14 protein-coding genes, 1 tRNA gene and 2 rRNA genes are annotated in these 21,778 nt (G+C 36.8%); all 17 read right to left on the bottom strand.

Features of this window, described 5'->3' with window-relative positions; all coding sequences use genetic code 11:
• Nucleotides 1-70: 70 nt before the first annotated feature.
• A 23S ribosomal RNA gene (locus tag B6D67_RS00080) occupies nt 71-2,973 on the bottom strand.
• 298 nt (nt 2,974-3,271) lie between these two features.
• A tRNA-Ala gene (locus B6D67_RS00075) sits at nt 3,272-3,344 on the bottom strand.
• Nucleotides 3,345-3,395: 51 nt separating this feature from the next.
• Nucleotides 3,396-4,944: ribosomal RNA gene (locus B6D67_RS00070) — 16S ribosomal RNA — on the bottom strand.
• Together the 16S and 23S rRNA genes with 1 tRNA gene alongside form the textbook arrangement of a ribosomal RNA operon.
• A gap of 564 nt (nt 4,945-5,508) precedes the next feature.
• Nucleotides 5,509-6,900, bottom strand: a complete 1,392-nt coding sequence (locus B6D67_RS00065) for an APC family permease (RefSeq protein WP_002987685.1) — start codon at nt 6,898-6,900, stop codon at nt 5,509-5,511.
• Nucleotides 6,901-7,224: 324 nt separating this feature from the next.
• Entirely contained in the window at nt 7,225-9,204 is a 1,980-nt protein-coding gene (ftsH, locus tag B6D67_RS00060; RefSeq protein ID WP_010921768.1) for an ATP-dependent zinc metalloprotease FtsH, read from the bottom strand.
• 21 nt (nt 9,205-9,225) lie between these two features.
• A complete protein-coding gene (gene hpt, locus B6D67_RS00055; RefSeq protein ID WP_002981912.1) occupies nt 9,226-9,768 on the bottom strand; it encodes a hypoxanthine phosphoribosyltransferase in 543 nt (180 codons plus the stop codon).
• Nucleotides 9,769-9,772: 4 nt separating this feature from the next.
• Complete coding sequence (gene tilS, locus B6D67_RS00050; protein ID WP_010921767.1) at nt 9,773-11,059, bottom strand: tRNA lysidine(34) synthetase TilS; 1,287 nt, start codon at nt 11,057-11,059, stop codon at nt 9,773-9,775.
• The gene (locus B6D67_RS00045; RefSeq protein ID WP_010921766.1) at nt 11,056-12,342 is read right to left on the bottom strand and encodes a serine hydrolase; all 1,287 of its coding nucleotides are present in this window, start codon (nt 12,340-12,342) and stop codon (nt 11,056-11,058) included. Before B6D67_RS00045 ends, tilS begins: the two co-directional genes overlap by 4 nt.
• 12 nt (nt 12,343-12,354) lie before the next feature.
• Nucleotides 12,355-12,480, bottom strand: a complete 126-nt coding sequence (locus B6D67_RS10490; protein WP_002987677.1) for an SP_0009 family protein — start codon at nt 12,478-12,480, stop codon at nt 12,355-12,357.
• Nucleotides 12,477-12,848 carry an FtsB family cell division protein gene (locus tag B6D67_RS00040; protein ID WP_002981918.1) on the bottom strand — a complete coding sequence of 124 codons (372 nt, stop codon included), beginning with the start codon at nt 12,846-12,848 and terminating at the stop codon, nt 12,477-12,479. Before B6D67_RS00040 ends, B6D67_RS10490 begins: the two co-directional genes overlap by 4 nt.
• A complete protein-coding gene (locus B6D67_RS00035; RefSeq protein ID WP_002987671.1) occupies nt 12,835-13,107 on the bottom strand; it encodes an RNA-binding S4 domain-containing protein in 273 nt (90 codons plus the stop codon). The genes B6D67_RS00040 and B6D67_RS00035 overlap by 14 nt, the downstream gene beginning before the upstream one ends.
• Before the next feature lie 165 nt (nt 13,108-13,272).
• Nucleotides 13,273-16,773, bottom strand: coding sequence for a transcription-repair coupling factor (gene mfd / locus B6D67_RS00030; RefSeq protein WP_032465835.1), 3,501 nt, complete (start codon nt 16,771-16,773; stop codon nt 13,273-13,275).
• Nucleotides 16,774-16,775: 2 nt separating this feature from the next.
• A complete protein-coding gene (gene pth, locus B6D67_RS00025; RefSeq protein WP_002981924.1) occupies nt 16,776-17,345 on the bottom strand; it encodes an aminoacyl-tRNA hydrolase in 570 nt (189 codons plus the stop codon).
• A gap of 69 nt (nt 17,346-17,414) precedes the next feature.
• Nucleotides 17,415-18,530 carry a redox-regulated ATPase YchF gene (gene ychF, locus B6D67_RS00020; protein WP_011284395.1) on the bottom strand — a complete coding sequence of 372 codons (1,116 nt, stop codon included), beginning with the start codon at nt 18,528-18,530 and terminating at the stop codon, nt 17,415-17,417.
• A 329-nt stretch (nt 18,531-18,859) separates the two neighbouring features.
• On the bottom strand, nt 18,860-19,057 hold the full coding sequence (locus B6D67_RS00015) for a DUF951 domain-containing protein (protein ID WP_002981933.1): 198 nt from the start codon (nt 19,055-19,057) through the stop codon (nt 18,860-18,862).
• Nucleotides 19,058-19,131: 74 nt separating this feature from the next.
• On the bottom strand, nt 19,132-20,268 hold the full coding sequence (dnaN, locus tag B6D67_RS00010; protein WP_010921762.1) for a DNA polymerase III subunit beta: 1,137 nt from the start codon (nt 20,266-20,268) through the stop codon (nt 19,132-19,134).
• Between the two features lie 154 nt (nt 20,269-20,422).
• On the bottom strand, nt 20,423-21,778 hold the full coding sequence (gene dnaA, locus B6D67_RS00005; protein WP_002987659.1) for a chromosomal replication initiator protein DnaA: 1,356 nt from the start codon (nt 21,776-21,778) through the stop codon (nt 20,423-20,425).

Below are 21,778 nucleotides of genomic sequence, written 5' to 3'. Positions count from 1 at the left end.
TTTTCATAACCCACTCAAAATTGAATATCTATAGTCTAACAAGAATCCGTAACGTTGTCAATATTTCTTTTTGGATAAGTCCTCGAGCTATTAGTATTAGTCCGCTACATGTATCGCTACACTTACACTCCTAACCTATCTACCTGATCATCTCTCAGGGCTCTTACTGATATAAAATCATGGGAAATCTCATCTTGAGGGGGGCTTCGCACTTAGATGCTTTCAGCGCTTATCCCTTCCCTACATAGCTACCCAGCGATGCCTTTGGCAAGACAACTGGTACACCAGCGGTAAGTCCACTCTGGTCCTCTCGTACTAGGAGCAGATCCTCTCAAATTTCCTACGCCCGCGACGGATAGGGACCGAACTGTCTCACGACGTTCTGAACCCAGCTCGCGTGCCGCTTTAATGGGCGAACAGCCCAACCCTTGGGACCGACTACAGCCCCAGGATGCGACGAGCCGACATCGAGGTGCCAAACCTCCCCGTCGATGTGAACTCTTGGGGGAGATAAGCCTGTTATCCCCAGGGTAGCTTTTATCCGTTGAGCGATGGCCCTTCCATTCGGTACCACCGGATCACTAAGCCCGACTTTCGTCCCTGCTCGAGTTGTAGCTCTCGCAGTCAAGCTCCCTTATACCTTTACACTCTGCGATTGATTTCCAACCAATCTGAGGGAACCTTTGGGCGCCTCCGTTACTCTTTAGGAGGCGACCGCCCCAGTCAAACTGCCCGTCAGACACTGTCTCCGATAGGGATAACCTATCTGGGTTAGAGTAGCCATAACACAAGGGTAGTATCCCAACAACGCCTCATTCGAAACTGGCGTCCCGAAGTCAATGGCTCCTACCTATCCTGTACATGTGGTACAGATACTCAATATCAAACTGCAGTAAAGCTCCATGGGGTCTTTCCGTCCTGTCGCGGGTAACCTGCATCTTCACAGGTACTAAAATTTCACCGAGTCTCTCGTTGAGACAGTGCCCAAATCATTACGCCTTTCGTGCGGGTCGGAACTTACCCGACAAGGAATTTCGCTACCTTAGGACCGTTATAGTTACGGCCGCCGTTTACTGGGGCTTCAATTCAGATCTTCGCTTGCGCTAAACCCTCCTCTTAACCTTCCAGCACCGGGCAGGCGTCACCCCCTATACATCATCTTACGATTTAGCAGAGAGCTGTGTTTTTGATAAACAGTTGCTTGGGCCTATTCACTGCGGCTGACCTAAGTCAGCACCCCTTCTCCCGAAGTTACGGGGTCATTTTGCCGAGTTCCTTAACGAGAGTTCTCTCGATCACCTGAGGCTACTCGCCTCGACTACCTGTGTCGGTTTGCGGTACGGGTAGAGTATCATTAAACGCTAGAAGCTTTTCTTGGCAGTGTGACATCACTAACTTCGCTACTAAAATTCGCTCCCCATCACAGCTCAATGTTATAAAGATAAGCATTTGACTCATCTTACACCTCACTGCTTAGCCGGACTCTTCCAATCGTCCGGTTTAGTTAGCCTACTGCGTCCCTCCATCACTATATACTCTAGTACAGGAATATCAACCTGTTGGCCATCGGATACACCTTTCGGTCTCTCCTTAGGTCCCGACTAACCCAGGGCGGACGAGCCTTCCCCTGGAAACCTTAGTCTTACGGTGGACAGGATTCTCACCTGTCTTTCGCTACTCATACCGGCATTCTCACTTCTATGCGTTCCAGCGCTCCTCACGGTACACCTTCTTCACACATAGAACGCTCTCCTACCATGACACTTTTGTGTCATCCACAGCTTCGGTAAACTGTTTTAGCCCCGGTACATTTTCGGCGCAGGGTCACTCGACTAGTGAGCTATTACGCACTCTTTGAATGAATAGCTGCTTCTAAGCTAACATCCTAGTTGTCTGTGCAACCCCACATCCTTTTCCACTTAACAGTTATTTTGGGACCTTAGCTGGTGGTCTGGGCTGTTTCCCTTTCGACTACGGATCTTAGCACTCGCAGTCTGACTGCCGATGATATCTCGTTGGCATTCGGAGTTTATCTGAGATTGGTAATCCGAGATGGACCCCTCACCCAAACAGTGCTCTACCTCCAAGAGACTTAACATCGACGCTAGCCCTAAAGCTATTTCGGAGAGAACCAGCTATCTCCAAGTTCGTTTGGAATTTCTCCGCTACCCACAAGTCATCCAAGCACTTTTCAACGTGCCCTGGTTCGGTCCTCCAGTGAGTTTTACCTCACCTTCAACCTGCTCATGGGTAGGTCACATGGTTTCGGGTCTACAACATGATACTAAATCGCCCTATTAAGACTCGGTTTCCCTACGGCTCCGTCTCTTCAACTTAACCTCGCATCATATCGTAACTCGCCGGTTCATTCTACAAAAGGCACGCTCTCACCCATTAACGGGCTCGAACTTGTTGTAGGCACACGGTTTCAGGTTCTATTTCACTCCCCTCCCGGGGTGCTTTTCACCTTTCCCTCACGGTACTGGTTCACTATCGGTCACTAGAGAGTATTTAGGGTTGGGAGATGGTCCTCCCAGATTCCAACGAGATTTCACGTGTCTCGCCGTACTCAGGATACTGCTAGGGCTCAAAAGAATTTTAAATACGAGGCTTTTACTCTCTTTGGCTTACCTTCCCAGGTAATTCTTCTATCCTTTTAAAGTCCCACGTCGCAGTCCTACAACCCCGAAGTGTAAACACTTCGGTTTGCCCTCCTGCCGTTTCGCTCGCCGCTACTAAGGCAATCGCGTTTGCTTTCTCTTCCTGCAGCTACTTAGATGTTTCAGTTCACTGCGTCTTCCTTCTCATAACCTTAACAGTTATGGATACTAACCATTAGTTAGTGGGTTCCCCCATTCGGACATCTCTGGATCAGCGCTTACTTACAGCTCCCCAAAGCATTTCGTCGTTTGTCACGTCCTTCTTCGGCTTCTAGTGCCAAGGCATCCACCGTGCGCCCTTATTAACTTAACCTTATTAACCTAGTTTTTTTAAACTAGAAAACTTATTAAATAGTCACAGCGTTTTCGGTTTATTTTCTTGTTACTTTTCTACAATCTATTTCTAGATCGTGGAATTTGATATAGATATTCAATTTTCAATGGACTATTATATAGGATACTAAGCAACGCTCGCTTTAGCGAAACTTCTGTAGAAAATTAGGAATCTGACCATGTGGGCCTTGCACACAAGGGAAGATTGTCCATTTTCCTAGGAAGTGAGTTGCGTGTTCAACTTCACTTGTATTAAGTTTAGTAGGATTGTATCCTGATGGAGCCTAGCGGGATCGAACCGCTGACCTCCTGCGTGCAAAGCAGGCGCTCTCCCAGCTGAGCTAAGGCCCCACAAGACCTCTCAAAACTAAATAAGACGATAAACGTGTTCCATTTCCTTAGAAAGGAGGTGATCCAGCCGCACCTTCCGATACGGCTACCTTGTTACGACTTCACCCCAATCATCTATCCCACCTTAGGCGGCTGGCTCCTAATAGGTTACCTCACCGACTTCGGGTGTTACAAACTCTCGTGGTGTGACGGGCGGTGTGTACAAGGCCCGGGAACGTATTCACCGCGGCGTGCTGATCCGCGATTACTAGCGATTCCGACTTCATGTAGGCGAGTTGCAGCCTACAATCCGAACTGAGATTGGCTTTAAGAGATTAGCTTGCCGTCACCGGCTTGCGACTCGTTGTACCAACCATTGTAGCACGTGTGTAGCCCAGGTCATAAGGGGCATGATGATTTGACGTCATCCCCACCTTCCTCCGGTTTATTACCGGCAGTCTCGCTAGAGTGCCCAACTTAATGATGGCAACTAACAATAGGGGTTGCGCTCGTTGCGGGACTTAACCCAACATCTCACGACACGAGCTGACGACAACCATGCACCACCTGTCACCGATGTACCGAAGTAAAACTCTATCTCTAGAGCGGGCATCGGGATGTCAAGACCTGGTAAGGTTCTTCGCGTTGCTTCGAATTAAACCACATGCTCCACCGCTTGTGCGGGCCCCCGTCAATTCCTTTGAGTTTCAACCTTGCGGTCGTACTCCCCAGGCGGAGTGCTTAATGCGTTAGCTCCGGCACTAAGCCCCGGAAAGGGCCTAACACCTAGCACTCATCGTTTACGGCGTGGACTACCAGGGTATCTAATCCTGTTTGCTCCCCACGCTTTCGAGCCTCAGCGTCAGTTACAGACCAGAGAGCCGCTTTCGCCACCGGTGTTCCTCCATATATCTACGCATTTCACCGCTACACATGGAATTCCACTCTCCCCTTCTGCACTCAAGTTCTCCAGTTTCCAAAGCGTACATTGGTTGAGCCAATGCCTTTAACTTCAGACTTAAAAAACCGCCTGCGCTCGCTTTACGCCCAATAAATCCGGACAACGCTCGGGACCTACGTATTACCGCGGCTGCTGGCACGTAGTTAGCCGTCCCTTTCTGGTTAGTTACCGTCACTTGGTGGATTTTCCACTCCCACCATCATTCTTCTCTAACAACAGAGCTTTACGATCCGAAAACCTTCTTCACTCACGCGGCGTTGCTCGGTCAGGGTTGCCCCCATTGCCGAAGATTCCCTACTGCTGCCTCCCGTAGGAGTCTGGGCCGTGTCTCAGTCCCAGTGTGGCCGATCACCCTCTCAGGTCGGCTATGTATCGTCGCCTTGGTGAGCCTTTACCTCACCAACTAGCTAATACAACGCAGGTCCATCTCATAGTGGAGCAATTGCCCCTTTTAAATTACTAACATGCGTTAGTCTCTCTTATGCGGTATTAGCTATCGTTTCCAATAGTTATCCCCCGCTATGAGGTAGGTTACCTACGCGTTACTCACCCGTTCGCAACTCCTTGAACCGGTGCAAGCACCAGTTCTCAGCGTTCTACTTGCATGTATTAGGCACGCCGCCAGCGTTCGTCCTGAGCCAGGATCAAACTCTCTTTAATTTGCGTTTGAACTTACTCGTTCCTTCTGTCGCTGACAGATTTATTTCTCGTTTCTTGACGGGTAATATGTCTCCATATCACCCTCACGTTTGGTTCGTCTTATTCAGTTCTCAAAGGTCTTAACGTCTCCTAAGAGACAACTTCTTTATTCTATCAGGTTTCTCATAGCCTGTCAACTACTTTTTCATCTTTTTTCAATAAGTGTGTTACAGGAACCTCTCTGACAGCTTTATTAGTATACGATATCTTTACTGTCATTGTCAACTCTTTTTTTACAAAATGTTTCTGTTTTTCAATTATATTACTGCTAAATAACAAATTTTATTGTGTAACAAAAATGAACTAATTTTCTTTTTTGAAAGTTATATCTATATATTTAGTATTAAAATCGTTTTAGAGTCTATGTCATTGTACCAATCAACCCCTAGAGACTAATCAATTATCTAGGGGTTGGGTAATTTTAAATATTACAACTTTGATAAGTAAGTAGGTATTGATTTTACTACTCATTTACTTCTAAACGTTATAGTCTATAATGTAATGTCAAATCTTATTATCAAAACATTATTTATTTTCTATTGAATGAGTATAACCATAAGCTAAGTAGATTAATGTTCCAATAATTGTGGCAATAGCAAAAGCAATCCAAGTAAAAGCTTTATATTGGCTCATAAATGATAGACAAATGATAATTGCCAACATTGGTAGGAATGGTACTAGAGGAGTTTTAAATTCATTTGCTTTTGGTTCTCCTTCTATTCTTCTGAGTTTAATAATTGCACCCGACAGAATAATTAAATATGCTAAAGTACAAATATTAACAAACTCTGCTAGACTCGATAAAGGAAATATTCCCGCACAAATCATAGCAAGTAGTCCAGTGACAAGAGTAGCATTTTGAGGCACTTTATTTTTTTTAGTGAGAGTATAAAGTGATTTAGGTAATAAACCATCTCTACTAATACTGTAAATTGTTCTAGCTAATGCATAGGTCATAGAAATACATACCGTAATAAGAGTCAAAATAGCAACTATCGACACATAGTCAGCTGCCCAATAAAGTCTAATATTTCTTAAAGCAAAAGCCACCGCGTCTGGAACATTTAATTTAGTGTAGTGTACAATTCCCGTTAAAATAGTGGTGACAACTATATAGAGTGCTGTTACAATAATCAAAGATAAAATGATGCCTTTAGGGATTGTTTTTTGTGGTTCTTTCACTTCATCAACTGCCATTGAAATAGATTCAAATCCTAAAAATGCAAAGAACATAACAGAAGCACCAGCAAAGATACCTGTTTTACCTCCAGTAATTTGTCCTACACCATATGGAGCAAAATGAGACCAATTATTGTGATCAATAAAAAAAATGCCTACAAAGATAAATAAAGCCAGTGCTGAAAATTTTAAAATAACTAAAAAACTATTGAATCTCAGGGCTAATTTCGAATTCATTAGGACAATCCCTGTCACGAAAAACATCACTAAAACAGGAAGAATATCTATGTAAGTTCCATTCTTAAGATTGAACGTGCCATTTAAAGCGTTTGGTAATACTATATTATAATTGGCAAGTAATCCTTTTAAATAACTTCCCCAGCCAACAGCAACACTAGATATAGCTGTTAAAAATTCCATAATAATATACCAGCCAACAAGCCATGCTGGAAACTCTCCCAAGGTTGCATAAACATAACTATAAGCACCACCGTTAGAAGGCATACGAGACGCAAATTCTGCATAAAATAAGGCTAAAATTCCAATAGCAATCGCGGAAATGATAATCGATATTGTTAAAGCAGGACCTGCATACTTAGCAGCGCCTATGCCAGTAACTGTAAAGATACCTGTTCCAACCATTGAACCTAGGCCTAAAAAAACTAAATCAATAACTTTGAAGTGCCTTTGCATTTCTGTTTTATTGGAATATTTCTTTTTTTTACGAAAAATAGTCATGTTATCACCTTCTATAGTAAATGATTTTCTACTAAGTGTATCATAGTTAGTAATGATTGTAAATTTCATCTTATTGGTTGACTGAAACTTTTGCTATCTTCTGTTCTTCTATTATTCTAAGAAAACACTAATAGATTTTTCAAATGGCTTTAACAATTTTCTAGTTTTAAATACCAAAGTCTTTCTCACTTTAAGTAATAAAGAAAAAAAGTATGTCATCTTCTCATTTCTAGCAATTAGGCACCTATTACAATTCATAACGTTTACAAGGATATTGTGTTGATAAAAAAGCTGAACTTAATCTATAAGTTCAGCTTTTTTATATCATTCTGCAGATTCAGATTCTGTCATTTTATTTTTAATTTCGTCATAAGATAACGCATGAGCTTCATTATCATCAGTTTCTAAATCAACTGGCATTTTACCAGTTTCATAAATTGATTTAATTTGTGCAGCGTCTAGAGTTTCATATTTGAGAAGAGCTTCAGCAATCAATTTATGAGTATCTCGATTCTCATTGATGATATCAGCTGCTTGATTACGAGCTTGATTTAAGAGTTCACGAACCTCATCATCAATCATTTGAGCTGTTTGGGCAGAGTAAGCTTTTTCAGGAGAGATCTGTCCTGGCATCATCGCATGGTTACCTTCATATTGAACTGGTCCAAGCTTTTCACTCATACCATATTCCGTAACCATGGCCCTTGCTATCTGAGTAGCTTGCTCAAAGTCATTTGACGCACCTGATGTTTGAGCATTAAAAACAATTTCTTCAGCAACACGACCACCCATCAATCCTGCTAATTGCTCTTTCAGATCTTCTTTAGAAAGAAGCATTTGATCTTCTTTTGGAAGAGCGATCATATAACCACCTGCTCGTCCACGAGGTACAATAGTTACCTTGTGAACTACACGCGCATTAGATAAAACTAAACCAACAATAGTATGACCAGCTTCGTGATAAGCAACCATTTCTCGCTCTTTTTGCGAAATAGTGCGATCTTTCTTTGATGGTCCAGCAATAACACGATCTTCAGCTTCATCAATATCACTAGCATCAATTTTAATTTTATTTCTGCGAGCAGCAACCAACGCAGCTTCATTTAAAACATTTTCAAGATCAGCACCTACAAAACCTGGAGTCTGTTGGGCTACTACTTTCAAATTAACGTCATTTGCAAGTGGTTTATTTTTAGCATGAACACGTAAAATGGCTTCACGTCCTTTAACATCAGGGCGACCAACTAAAACCTTACGATCAAAACGACCTGGTCTTAGTAAAGCTGGATCTAAAACATCACTACGGTTAGTTGCAGCAATAACGATAATGTTCTCATTACCCTCAAAACCATCCATTTCAATGAGTAATTGGTTAAGGGTCTGTTCTCGTTCATCGTTACCGCCTCCCATGCCAGCACCACGACGACGACCTACAGCGTCAATTTCATCGATAAAGATGATCGCACGCTCAGCTTTTTTAGCATCCTCAAATAAAGAACGAACACGACTAGCACCTACACCGACAAACATTTCGACAAAATCCGAACCTGAAATACTGAAAAATGGCACTCCAGCTTCACCTGCTACAGCTTTAGCTAGTAATGTTTTACCAGTACCTGGAGGCCCCTCTAGAAGAACTCCCGCTGGAATCCGTGCTCCTAGTGATTTATATTTTTTAGGATTTTTCAAAAAATCAACAACTTCTACTAATTCTTGTTTTTCTTCTTCGGCACCAGCAACGTCTGTAAATCTCACTTTAACATTACCTTTTGATTGAGATTTTGCCTTATTTTTGCCGAAACTCATAGCACCACGAGCTCCTCCACCACCTTGATTCATCATCATCATCATGAAAGCAGCAAAAATAACAATAGGTAAAAAGCTCATTAAGAAGGTAATCCAAGTACCACTTGAACTTTCCTGCTTAACTGTAAGCTCTGTTCCATTTTTATCAGCTGCTGCTGTCATTTCTTTCAAGATGGTATCACTAGGTAATACTAAAGATGAGAACTCTGTTACCTGTGTTGAAGCTCTTCCACCTAAAAATGATAGTCCTGAATTAACTGTCACTTTTTGAGGTTTCTCATATTTCCCTTTAACTTCAATAATACTACCGCTAGGCTGATAACTTAAAGATTTTATATCTCCAGCCTTAAGATGTTTAATTAATTTGGAATAACTAATCTGTTGGCTTTGTGTGCTGGTTCCCTTAAGATAAAATTGAAATCCTGTGATGACAACAATAATCATCAATATATATATAAAAGAATTTTTAACAAAACCATTATTTTTATTATTTTTCATACAGTAAACATTGACCTTTTTCTATTTTGAATAGACTTCTTCTTTTAATACACCTACGTAAGGAAGATTGCGATAATTTTCTGCGTAATCTAAACCAAAGCCTACGATAAATTCATTTGGAATATTGTAACAAACATAATCTGCTTCAATTTTAACAACACGACCTTCAGGTTTATCAAACAGTGTTGCAATTTTGATAGTATTAGCTTTACGGTACTTAAACATATCTCGTAAATATTTTAAGGTGCGACCGGTGTCAATAATATCTTCAACAATTATGATATCTCTTCCTTCAATATTGGTATCTACATCTTTTAAAATTTTAACTTCACCACTGCTAGATGTACCGCCATGATAACTTGATACTACCATAAAATCAATTTCAACATGAGTATCGATGTGTTTCATTAGTTCTGCCATAAAAGGAACTGATCCTTTTAATACACCAATCATAAGCGGATTTTTTTCTTGATAATCTTTTGTTAATTGTTCTCCTAATTTTTTAGTTTTCCGAATAATATCATTTTCAGAGTAAAGAATTTTTTGAATATCTTGCTCGAGCATGCTGTCACCCTTTTTCTAATTTATCAATATACAGTTTAGCCAACATTATATCATGTTTACAAGCTTTTCTCAAATAAGTTTTATTACCTATCAATACAAATATAATCTGCTCATCTTGCTCTCCAATAATAGCATTTTGACGTTCAGCTATTGTGAATTTTTCATCTATAAATAAACGTCTTATTTTTTTTGAAAAGTGACCAAAAGAAATATAATCTCCAGATTGGCGACTTCTTAATTTAATAGACGATAAACTAAATAAAGGTATACTTACCTGTCCTTGATCTTCGTTACTTTTTGGCATAAATGAAAAATAATAATCTCTGTAGCATAAGTTACTATCGTATTCTAACATTTTTTCTTCTTTAACTAACTCAGTCTTAGGAACGATTTTTGTAATTTTAAAAGAGAATTTATCAATGAATATATAATAGTCTTTTTTGAGATAATAATAGCCTTGTTTAGCAGTTTGGATAATTTGCAATAATTGAGTAAATTGAGATTTTTTTAAATCTAAATCTGGAAAACCTTCTAAATAATCTTGTAACAAAAAGTATTGAATTGACTTAGATTGCTCATTAAATTCTGTTAAATCAGTGGTAGTAATATGATTTGTTAGCTCCTTAAAAGCTTGAAAAAGTAAGCTATTTTCAAGTGCTAATTGATTTAATCCCTGAATGAACCTAGGATTTTCCTGCTTTAACAGTGGTAAATAATTATTTCTAACTCTATTTCTTAAAAATGATAATTCTCTATTTGAAGAATCTTCAAAATGAAAAATTTCTGGCAAGTCCTTTTTTGAGAAAGTTAAAAAAGGTCTTATAAGTTGACCATTGGCAAATGGTTGCACGCTTTTTATACCCGACAAGTGCCTCAATCGGCTTCCTCTAATTAGCCTCATCAAAATAGTTTCTGCTTGATCATCTGAATGGTGAGCTGTTACTAAAGCTGAATAGTTATTTTTTAACATAATACTCTTAAAAAAAGCATAGCGCCAATCACGTGCTGCTTTTTCTGAAAATATTCCTTCAAAATTAGAAACATAAATAGGTATGTCATGTTTTTTAGCCCAACACTTTAAATAAGCTTCTTCTGAATCTGATTCTGATCTTTGTTTGTGATTAACATGAGCAATACCAATACGAATTTTCAATTTGTCTTGAAACAGGTATAAAAAGTGCAATAAATTCATTGAATCTACTCCACCAGATACGGCTATTAACACATGTCTATGATTTTTAAAGTAGGCTTTATTTTTTATTTCATTAAAAATTTCTTGATAGGTCATCATTTTAAAATACCATAAACGTCATCTGCAATAGCCGTAATATCTTCATAGGTTGATTTATTTGTAAAAATAGACAAAATAAATGGAGTATTACCGTAAACAATAGCAACGTCATGTTTATAATCATAAGCATCACCAATTTTATGTGCAACTGGAACAGTAATATTTTTTGTGATACGTTGTTGATCAAATTCGGTATTTGAAAGGTAAGAAATAATTTGGCCTTTTTGATGATAAATAGCTTCCATCATATTTGCAGCTGAACGAGAAGTTAATAAGCGCTGCTCCATATCCCAATCGATACCTGATAAAGCTTTTATCTCTGAGCGGAAAGCTTTATCATACTGATGACATAGATAATAACCTAAAATATTAGTTGCTACATTATCCGATTGTTGTGCTACAGCTTTCAGTAGGTCTTCAACACGATAATCTTTATTATCAGCTATTTTACTAATTTTACCACTTCCCAATGGATCATAGTCTCCATAAAAATGATTAACATCTTTAGTATAAGTCAAAGTTTTATTCTCTGCTAATTTCTTTTTTTGTAATTGTTTTTGAACAATATAAAGTGGTGCTAACTTCGAGATACTTGCAGCATACATTTTTTTATCAGCATTAATACCAGCACTTGTTTGTGTGTTGAGTTGCTTTACAAAAATTGAATAATTTGGGTTATTATATTTTTGTAAGAGCATTTCCTGGACTTTTAACATGCGGTTATCAAATTGAACTAGATCTTCTTGTGATGCCCAGCCCTTATCATCAATAAGATAATAAGTTCCATGGTTTGTTTGTGCCATTTGAGTGGCATGAACTTTTTGAGCAAATAAAAAAGAAGAAGGAATTGTTTGCGTACCTAAAACATAAGGGGCTGAATAAAGCCTAAGTTTCTTTTGTGTCCAAAAATAGCTATCTATATCTACTTGATTAAGTACAATATCGTCATAAATCAATTGTCGATTAGCCTCAACATAGGTACCATCAGCTAACTCAAAAACCGGTAAAGATTCTTTGTTAAGCACAAGCGATTTAATAAGTAATGGTTGATTTACACCTAATCTTCCTGCTGGTAGAGTTAAATCACTGTCTTTATAGGCACACGTTTCTTGATAAAGATTTGGATTAGAGGGTATTTGATTATAGAATTGTGTTGATTGAACGACATCTTGTTTCAATTGATAAACAGCATTTTTTGAAAATATAAGTTTTTTTTCTGTACTAATCACTGGTAAAGGAGTCAGAAAAAAAGTCATTAACATAGCCGCTAATAATTTTCTCATATTGACTCCTTTCTAGTTTTTTTGAATATACTGACTTTCTTCTTTAACTTTTTGATTTTCCTGTTGCAGCTCTGCTAATTTTTTATCAGAAAAAGCAAGAAATGCTTCTATTTTTTTTACAATATTGTCCATCATCATTTTGGTAATAGTCCTGGAATAGGATAAATCATTTCTCCTTCACGCGATAAATAGTATTTTGCCCTAGCATATTTTTTGACAAAATTATCATCTTTTAGTCGTTCTGCTAATTGTTTTTCTTTTTTTGTACTCTTTGACAATTCATTATACTCTTTTTTTAATTTAACCACCTGTTGATTTTGCTTTTCAAAATCAACATAACTTTTGACAAGATTATAAGTTGGCAAAATAAATAAAAACATCATACTTACAAGGATCCATCCCATAAAACGATTTCTTTTTTGAGATTCTTCTTCTTCAAATTTTTTTTTGAGATTCTCTTTCTTAATATAATGATTATTTAATTGAACAATACTAGGCTTCTTCATTTAATGTTATCCTTGTTTCACTGATTATCTCATACATCTTAAGAGCATCTTCTTTTTTTGTACTATCTTTTATTTCAATGACTCTTACTGTCAGTAATTTATTTCCAAAACTAATTTCAATGTGATCATTTAGTTTTATATTCGTTGAACTTTTAGCAAGTATCCCATTAACTTTAATTCGTCCCTTATCCGCAACTTCTTTTGCTACTGAACGACGTTTAATAAGGCGCGATACCTTTAGATATTTATCTAGTCTCATAATTTCTCCTACAATCCTCTTCATTTTATCATTTTTATTTTTTAAATGGTAGAAAAGATCCTAATTTCGCAGCAAAGATCTTAGATTTTTGACAAAAGTATAAAGAGCTAGTTCGTTCCATTGTCATTAATACTATTCAGTCTAAAAGTTGTTTCAAATTATTATTTAAAAACTGAATTGTTTTTTTCTGATTTTTATCTCACTAAGCCTTTCTCCAAATAACATCAATTCTTCTAAAATTCTATAATCTTTTTGATGGCGAACGTCAAAGACGATATCGATTTTCCCCTGATGTTCACTAATTTTAGCTTTAAGATGGGTTTTCGATAAGGCTTCGAAATAATCCTGAGTCAAGAAATAAGTTAAAGAAGTTACTTCAAATCGAACAATGACCTGATTATTTTTGCGTTCAACTAATTCCGCAAAGGCATTGTCCATATAATGTTTTAGCAGAGCTATCTCTAACAAATAGGCAACTTGATCAGGATACTCTCCAAAACGATCCATAAGCTCATCTTGCAAATTGAGATAATCTTCTCTTGATTGAATTTCTCGAATACGCTTGTAAATGTCAATTTTTTGGCGCTCATCTGCAATATAATCATCTGGTAAATAGGCATCAATCTGAAGATTGATTTCAGTATTGCCTTTTTGACGAACAGTCGTTTTTCCCTGCTTGCTAGCAATAGCCTGTTCCAATAACTGAGAATACATTTCAAAACCGACCGAATCAATAAAGCCACTCTGAGAAGCCCCTAAAATATTACCTGCTCCTCGTATAGACAAATCTCGCATAGCAATCTTGAAGCCTGAACCTAATTCAGTAAAGCCTTTAATAGCCTCTAAACGCTTTTCAGAAACCTCTGTTAGGACCTTATCAGGACGATACATCAGGTAAGCATAAGCAATACGATTACTTCTTCCGACGCGCCCTCGTAGTTGATATAAAGTTGACAATCCCATATGATCAGCATTCTCAATAAACAAAGTGTTTACATTAGAAATGTCAACTCCTGTTTCGATGATTGTTGTAGCCACAAGGACATCATAATCACCATTTATAAAGTCAATCAAGGTATTTTCAAGTTGAATTTCACTCATTTGCCCATGAACAAAACCTATAGAAGCTTCTGGGACTAATTCTTGTAGCTCTGCAACTTTCTTTTCAATAGTGTCAACTTTATTGTAAACGTAAAAAATTTGTCCTCCGCGATCCATTTCACGAATGATAGCTTCTCTAACGAGACCTGGATTATTTTCCAAAACATAGGTTTGAACAGGATAACGATTGGTTGGTGGGGTCTCAATAACCGATAAATCTCGGATACCTAACATAGACATGTGTAAGGTTCTAGGAATCGGAGTAGCTGTTAAGGTTAAGACGTCAACCTTAGTTTTTAATTCCTTTAAAGTTTCTTTATGCTTAACACCAAACCGTTGTTCCTCATCAATCACAATCAATCCTAAATCAGAAAAGACCACATCTTTTGATAGGAGTCGATGGGTTCCGATAATAATGTCAATTTGACCTTTTCGTACACGTTCTAGTGTTTCAGCTTGCTCTTTTTTACTACGGAAACGACTTAAGACGTCAACCTCAACAGGGTAATTTTCAAAGCGTGCTTTGAAGTTTTCATAATGCTGCTGGGCCAAGACTGTGGTTGGAACTAAGACAGCTACTTGTTTGTGATCATTCACCGCTTTAAAGGCTGCCCTCATAGCTACTTCTGTCTTACCAAATCCTACATCGCCTACTAAAAGACGATCCATAGGCTGCATGCTCTCCATATCAGCTTTAATTTCCTTTATAGACCTAAGTTGATCTTCTGTTTCTACAAAAGCAAAATCATCATCAAAAGCGCGCTGCAAGTCATCATCTGGTGAAAATGAAAATCCTTTTTGCTGACTTCTTTCAGCATATAATTTTAGAAGGTCATCAGCAATATCCTCTACTTGTCTAGCGACCTTTTGCTTTGTCTTTTGAAAACGACCATCATTGAGTTTATTAATTTTAGGTTCTTTTCCATCAGCAGAAACGTACTTTGATAAGCTACTAATTTGGTCAATTGGAAGAGAAATACGGTCTGAATTTTGATATTGAATAGTAACATAATCTCGATGGATTCCCTGAATCTGAATCGTTTCAATTCCAAGAAAGCGACCGATACCATGGACATTATGAACCACGTAATCACCTACTGCTAACTCATTGTAATCTTTCAAACGCTCAGCATTGCTAATATTAGATCGTCTAGCGCGTCGTTTGATCTTTTTATGATAAATTTCATGCTCTGTGATTAACGCTAACTTTTCATCAGCAAAATAAAAACCACTGGAGATAGCTCCAATTACAATTTGTGATTCACGTGAAACAATTTGATTAGCACTCACTAAAGGAAGGCGAAATTGGTAATCTTGAAAAGATTTTTCAAGTCGTTCGTAAGCATACTGAGACTCTACCTGTACAATAACCGTTGTTTGATTTTTTTGATACCGTTTAATCTCATCAATCAACAAAGGAAATTGATTAAAAAATTCCTGCATGGCATACTGAGTTAGCTGATGCATCTGATCAAATTTGATATTTCCAAGTCCCTTATGAAAATTTGAAAAGAAGGTCGCTGGCTTATAGTGCCTAAGCTCTCGATAATTATCTGTAAAGTAGTTAAGATTGGAAAGAGCCTTTCCTTGCTGTAAATCTTCTGTCAAGAGATTAGCAATCTCTAAATCAAATCTTGCATTTTTATCAACTAGTTTTTGAAAATCATCAAAAAAGATTGGCGTTCCCTTAGGAATATAATCTAATAATGACCACTCTTTTTCATAAAATAATGATTGAAATTTACGGATATCCTTATGTTTAAAACCGTTTTTTGAAACAGCTAATACATCTTCTAAATAAGATTTTTTATCATCTTGTGCTGTTTGTAGAGCCTTTTCTAATTGCTCAATGCCACGTTGAAAATCACTAACCTCAAAAATAAGATCACTTGCTGGATTAATAAAAATACCTTCTAGTTGTTCAAAAGATTTTTGAGTTTCTGGATGAAATTGCCTAATACTATCAATATCATCGCCAAAAAATTCCAATCGATAAGGCAATTCTTGTGTAATCTCATAGATATCTAAAATATCCCCTCGACGGCTAAATTCTCCTGGACTAATAACCTGTGAGACCTTCTGATAGCCAATTGTCATCAGTTGTTTAGTAAGAGTATCACTATCATAATCTTCTCCAACTGTTAGTTGAATCTGACTCTTTGTAAAAACATCTGGGTTTGGCAATAAAATTCTTAAGCCTGATAAACTAACAATTAAAACGCCCTGAGATTTAGGATTCCTTAAAAATTGCAGGGTTTCTATTCTTGATAGAGCTTTATCCATTGACGCAAAGATAAATTCCGCTGCAGCCACATCGTCTGCAAAAAATTGGAAAACAAGTTCTTCATCAAGTAAACTAGATAAATCGCTGGCTAATTTTTCAACCTCATTTTGAGTTGATGTAACCACAACTATTTTTTTTTGATCATCTAAATAAGCGGAAGCTATAGCCAATGTTTTACTTGAACCCGATAACCCCATTACCAGTTGTCTTCCTAAGGTGGTTAATCCAGAGTGCCAGGATTGGACTTTCTTATTCTGACTAAATAATTCTAAAATATCCATGATTATCCATTAAATTTCTGCATTGTTTTTTCAAAATCATTTTCTTGTAAATAAAACTTGACAGCATTGACAACTCTGTCAAGAGTTAACGAAATAGCAATATTATCTTCGGTATTGAATTGGCCCATCACATGGTTAATAACAGTCATACCTTTTAAAGGTCGTCCAATACCAACTTTGATTCGGTTAAATTCCTGAGTTCCAATGTGGGCAATGATTGACTTAATGCCATTATGTCCTCCTGCTGAACCCTTACTACGTAAACGTAATTTACTGACTTCCATGTCTAAATCATCATAGATAACAATTAAATCTGTTATGTCAATATTATAGTAGGTTAGTAATGCTTTTACTGCTATGCCGCTATTATTCATAAAAGTAGTAGGTTTCACAAAGTAAACTTTTTCATGATTAATAAAAGTACTTCCTATCTGTGCTTTAAAATTTTTATCATCTGTAAAGGTAACGTCAAGGTTCTTGACAATATTGTCAATAGCCATAAAACCAATATTGTGCTTTGTTTTTTCATATTTAGAGCCTGGATTTCCCAGACCAACAATCATTTTTACCATATTTTCTCTTTCTAAAATGCCAAAAGGGCTGGAATGTTCTTCCAACCTTCTGATATTGTTTTAATATAATTACACATTAAATCTGAATTCCATGATGTCCCCATCTTGGACAACATATTCTTTTCCTTCTTCACGCAAGCGTCCAGCTTCTTTGACGGCTTTTTCTGAACCGTAGGTCATTAGATCATCATAAGACATGGTTACTGCACGAATAAAACCTCTTTCAAAATCTGAATGGATAATACCAGCAGCTTGTGGAGCTTTTATACCACGCTTAAACGTCCAAGCACGAACCTCTTTTTCACCTGCTGTAAAATAGGTTCCAAGGCCTAAGAGATGATAAGCTGCTCTGGTTAATTTATCAACGCCTGATTCAGTAAGACCGATAGCTTCCAAAAATTCTTCTTTATCCTCATCGTCAAGCTCTGAAATTTCTTCTTCTGCACGCGCTGAGATAACAACTACTTCAGCATTTTCAGTAGCTGCAAAGTCACGAATTTGTTTGACATAATCAATACCATCTGGATTAGCAACTTTATCTTCATCGACATTAGCTACATATAAAACAGGTTTAGTTGTTAATAAAAAGAGACCTTTAACAACTTTTGCTTCATCTTCTGTAAACTCAATTGTCCTAGCTGATTTCCCATCTTCCAAAACAGGTTTAATCTTTTGCAAAACATTAAACTCTGCTACTGATTCTTTATCTTTTTGAGTTCGTGCCATTTTTTCAACACGCGCATAACGTTTATTGATTGACTCTAAATCAGCTAAGATTAATTCAAGATTAATAGTGTCAATATCTGCTATAGGATCAACGAAAGCATCCTCACGACCTTGTTCACGCATGACATTTTCATCATCAAAAGCACGTACCACATGAACAATAGCATCGACTTCACGAATATTAGCTAAAAATTTATTTCCTAGACCTTCCCCTCTAGAAGCACCTTTAACGATACCTGCAATATCAGTAAATTCAAAGGTTGTCGGAACTGTTTTTTTAGGTGTAATCAATTCTGTCAATTTTTGCAGACGCTCATCTGGAACCTCTACCATACCAACATTGGGATCAATAGTCGCAAAAGGATAATTAGCAGCTTCTGCTCCTGCTTTTGTAATTGCGTTAAATAAGGTTGATTTACCAACATTTGGTAAGCCTACAATACCTGCTGTTAAAGCCATTTAGCGAATCTCCATTCAAATTTCAATCAAGATTATTATACCAAAAAATAGAAGAAAAAGCGGTATGAATAAGAAGAAAATTTCAGATTTGCTTATCATTATGCCACTCTTTCACCTTCATTTAAATTATCAAAGTTTGGTGTATTATTCTCATTTTGATATAGTTTGCCGAGAAACTAAGTAACTGTGCTACAACTTTCGTCATTGTCAATGGCCATCTTTCTTCTTTCGATAACATTAGAATAGCTAATTTTCCAACGGCATACTAGCAATTTTTTAGCAAAGTATTGGTTGCAAATATAGCTAGAATTATTTATTTAAAAGGACTTTCATGGTTGCAGTACTTTTTTTAATTTTCGCTCAAAATCATAACGACTCATCATAATCACATGCTGACAGTTAGTACACTGAATTTTAATATCAGCTCCTACTCTCAGTACCTTCCATTGATTAGCCTTTTTACCAGTTTCTTTAATTACACAAGCATGAGGTTTTTTCATTTCAACAAATGATCCAATTTGATACATTCCCTTTTCTCCACTTATATTATCGTTAATATTTATAATAACAAAAAAACTCCTAAAAGGGAGCTTTTTCTTACTTAGTTTGTTCGTACTGGTGTAATTAATTGGATAAAACTTTCTTCCTCATCGCCTGGTGTTAGGGTGAATGGTCGAACTGGTGATAAGAAATGAATTTTTACTGTTTCACTTTTAATAGCTTTTAAAGACTCAATAAGGTAAGTTGGATTGAAGCTGATAGTTAAATCACTACCAGACTGACTAACAATATCTAAATCCTCGTTTACCTTACCAACCTCAGGTGAGTTAACATGAGCTGAAATATGATTTTGAGTAATCTCAAGCTTAACAGTACCATTTTGAGTAGCATTAGAAATCAAGAAGGCACGTTCCATAGCGTGGCGAAGGGATTGGGTATTGAAAACAACCTCCGTCTCAAATTCTGTCATTAATAAACGGTCTGTATCGGGATAATTTCCTTCTAAGAGGCGTGTATAAAAAGAAATGTGTTCACTTCTGAACAAGATTTGGCTTGGTGAGAAAAATACCTCAACGGTCTCAATATCATCTGTAAATACTGCTGAAAATTCTCTCAAAGATTTACTTGGAATAACTACATCAAAATCTGCTGAAGTATTGTCCAAAGTGATTAAACGTTGGCTCATACGATGAGAGTCAGTCGCTACTGCTTTAAAATCTTTATGATTACTTAATACAATATGAACTCCTGTTAAAATAGGACGACTTTCTTGTAAACTGGCTGCAAAAGCTGTTTCAGCAATAATAGACTTCAATAATTTTGTTTTTAAAATCAAAGGATTTTCTGTTGATACTTCTTGTAGACGAGGATACTGGTCAACATCTTTTCCTTTTAAGGTAATCTCTGATTTACCACTGGTTAAAACAACTTGGTGTTGTTCAATTTCTTTAACATTTATACTAATATCTGGCAAACTTGAAATAATATTAATAAAAAAACTAGCTTCTAATAAAATAGCTCCTGGAGAGGTAATTAGCAAACCAGCATTTTCATTACTTACAGGAATAGTGTTTTCAATTGATATTTGACCGTTAGACCCTGTTAAAGTTACTCCTGTAGAAGTGACTTCAATTTTTATTGATGAAAGAATAGGAATGGCATTTTTAGTGCTAATAGCACGTTTAGTTGTATTTAAAGCATGAATAAATAATGTGCGATTAATTGAAAATTGAATCATGAGAACTCCTTTATTTAATAAGTATAATAATAAGTAGTAGTAGTAGGTCTTGTGTATATAGTGGATAACTCTAAATAAACGAGAGAATCCAAGACTAAATGGATGTTCACAACTTGTGGATAACTATTTCATAAAAGATATTCTTTTCCACATGTTATTTAATTTTGTTTTTTATGGTTTCAATTTCGATCCTAAGGCTTTCGTCCTGGCTGATCATGTTTTTGATTTTATTATAGGCATGGAGTACTGTTGAATGGTCTCTGCCACCAAATTCTTTTCCAATTTTAGGAAGACTGTTATCTGTCATTTCACGTGCTAAAAACATAGCTACTTGTCTTGCTAAAACAATATTTTGTGTTCGTTTAGTAGCTTTAATTTCTTTGACGGTAACACCGTAAAATTTTCCAACTTGCGCTTGAATTTCTTCGATGGGAATAACTGTCATTTTAGGTCCATCTTGCTTTCTGGCGCGAATAGCTTCGGCAGCAATGTCAACAGTAATCGTGTCAATTTGTTTGAAATTAGCAACCAGACTAATATCTTTTAAGGCACCTTCTAAATCTCTGACATTAGAATCAAATTGACCAGCCAAATACTCAATGGTATCTTGAGGAAAAATAAAGTTATATTCTTGAATTTTATTTGTCAAAATAGCCACTCGTGTTTCAAAATCAGGAGGTGTGATATTGACTGTTAATCCCCATTTAAAACGAGTAACTAATCGATCTTCTAAATCATTGAGATGATCTGGTGTACGGTCGCTTGTTAGGACAATTTGTTTGTTATTATTATGAAGTGCATTAAAAGTATTAAAGAACTCTTCTTGTGTTCCAGAGAGCGTTTTTTTAGCTAAAGATTGGATATCATCAATAAGGAGTAAATCTAAATTACGAAATTTTTCTTTCAATTCATCCATGGTATCAAGGCGAATATGGATAACAAACTCATTAATAAAGTTTTCAGCTGTGATATATTTAATTCGAGCATTTGGATTTTCTAATAGTACAGAATTACCAATAGCATTTAATAAATGGGTTTTTCCAAGCCCAGGGCCACCCCAAATAAACAAAGGATTATAGGTAGTTCCAGGAGTATTAGCTACTGCTATTGAAGCAGCAACAGCCCAACGATTTTCATCTCCTTGAATAAAGTTTTCAAAACTATATTTCGAGTTTAAATCTGAAGTAACAGTAGGCAAAGAATTTAAGGCTTGCTGCTTAGGTTTTTGGTTGATTTTGGTCTGATTTTGCTCAATCATTAGGTCTTCTTCGAAAACATAGTCAACAGAAATTTGAGCGTTATAAACTTCAAAACCAGCAGTAAGAATAACATCTTTAAGATTTTTTTCCCAAAAGAGCTCTTTCATTTGATCTAAGTAAATAGTTGCAATATGCTTATCGACCTTTAATAGACGGGCATCATGAACAAAAAATTCATAAGTTGCCTGTTTTAATTGACTCTGAGCTAATTCCAAGACCCTGTTCCAAAAAATTTGTTCATTTTCAGTCAT

This window comes from Streptococcus pyogenes (assembly GCF_002055535.1).
Lineage (GTDB): Bacteria > Bacillota > Bacilli > Lactobacillales > Streptococcaceae > Streptococcus > Streptococcus pyogenes.
This window is presented reverse-complemented; position numbering and strand designations above follow the sequence as displayed.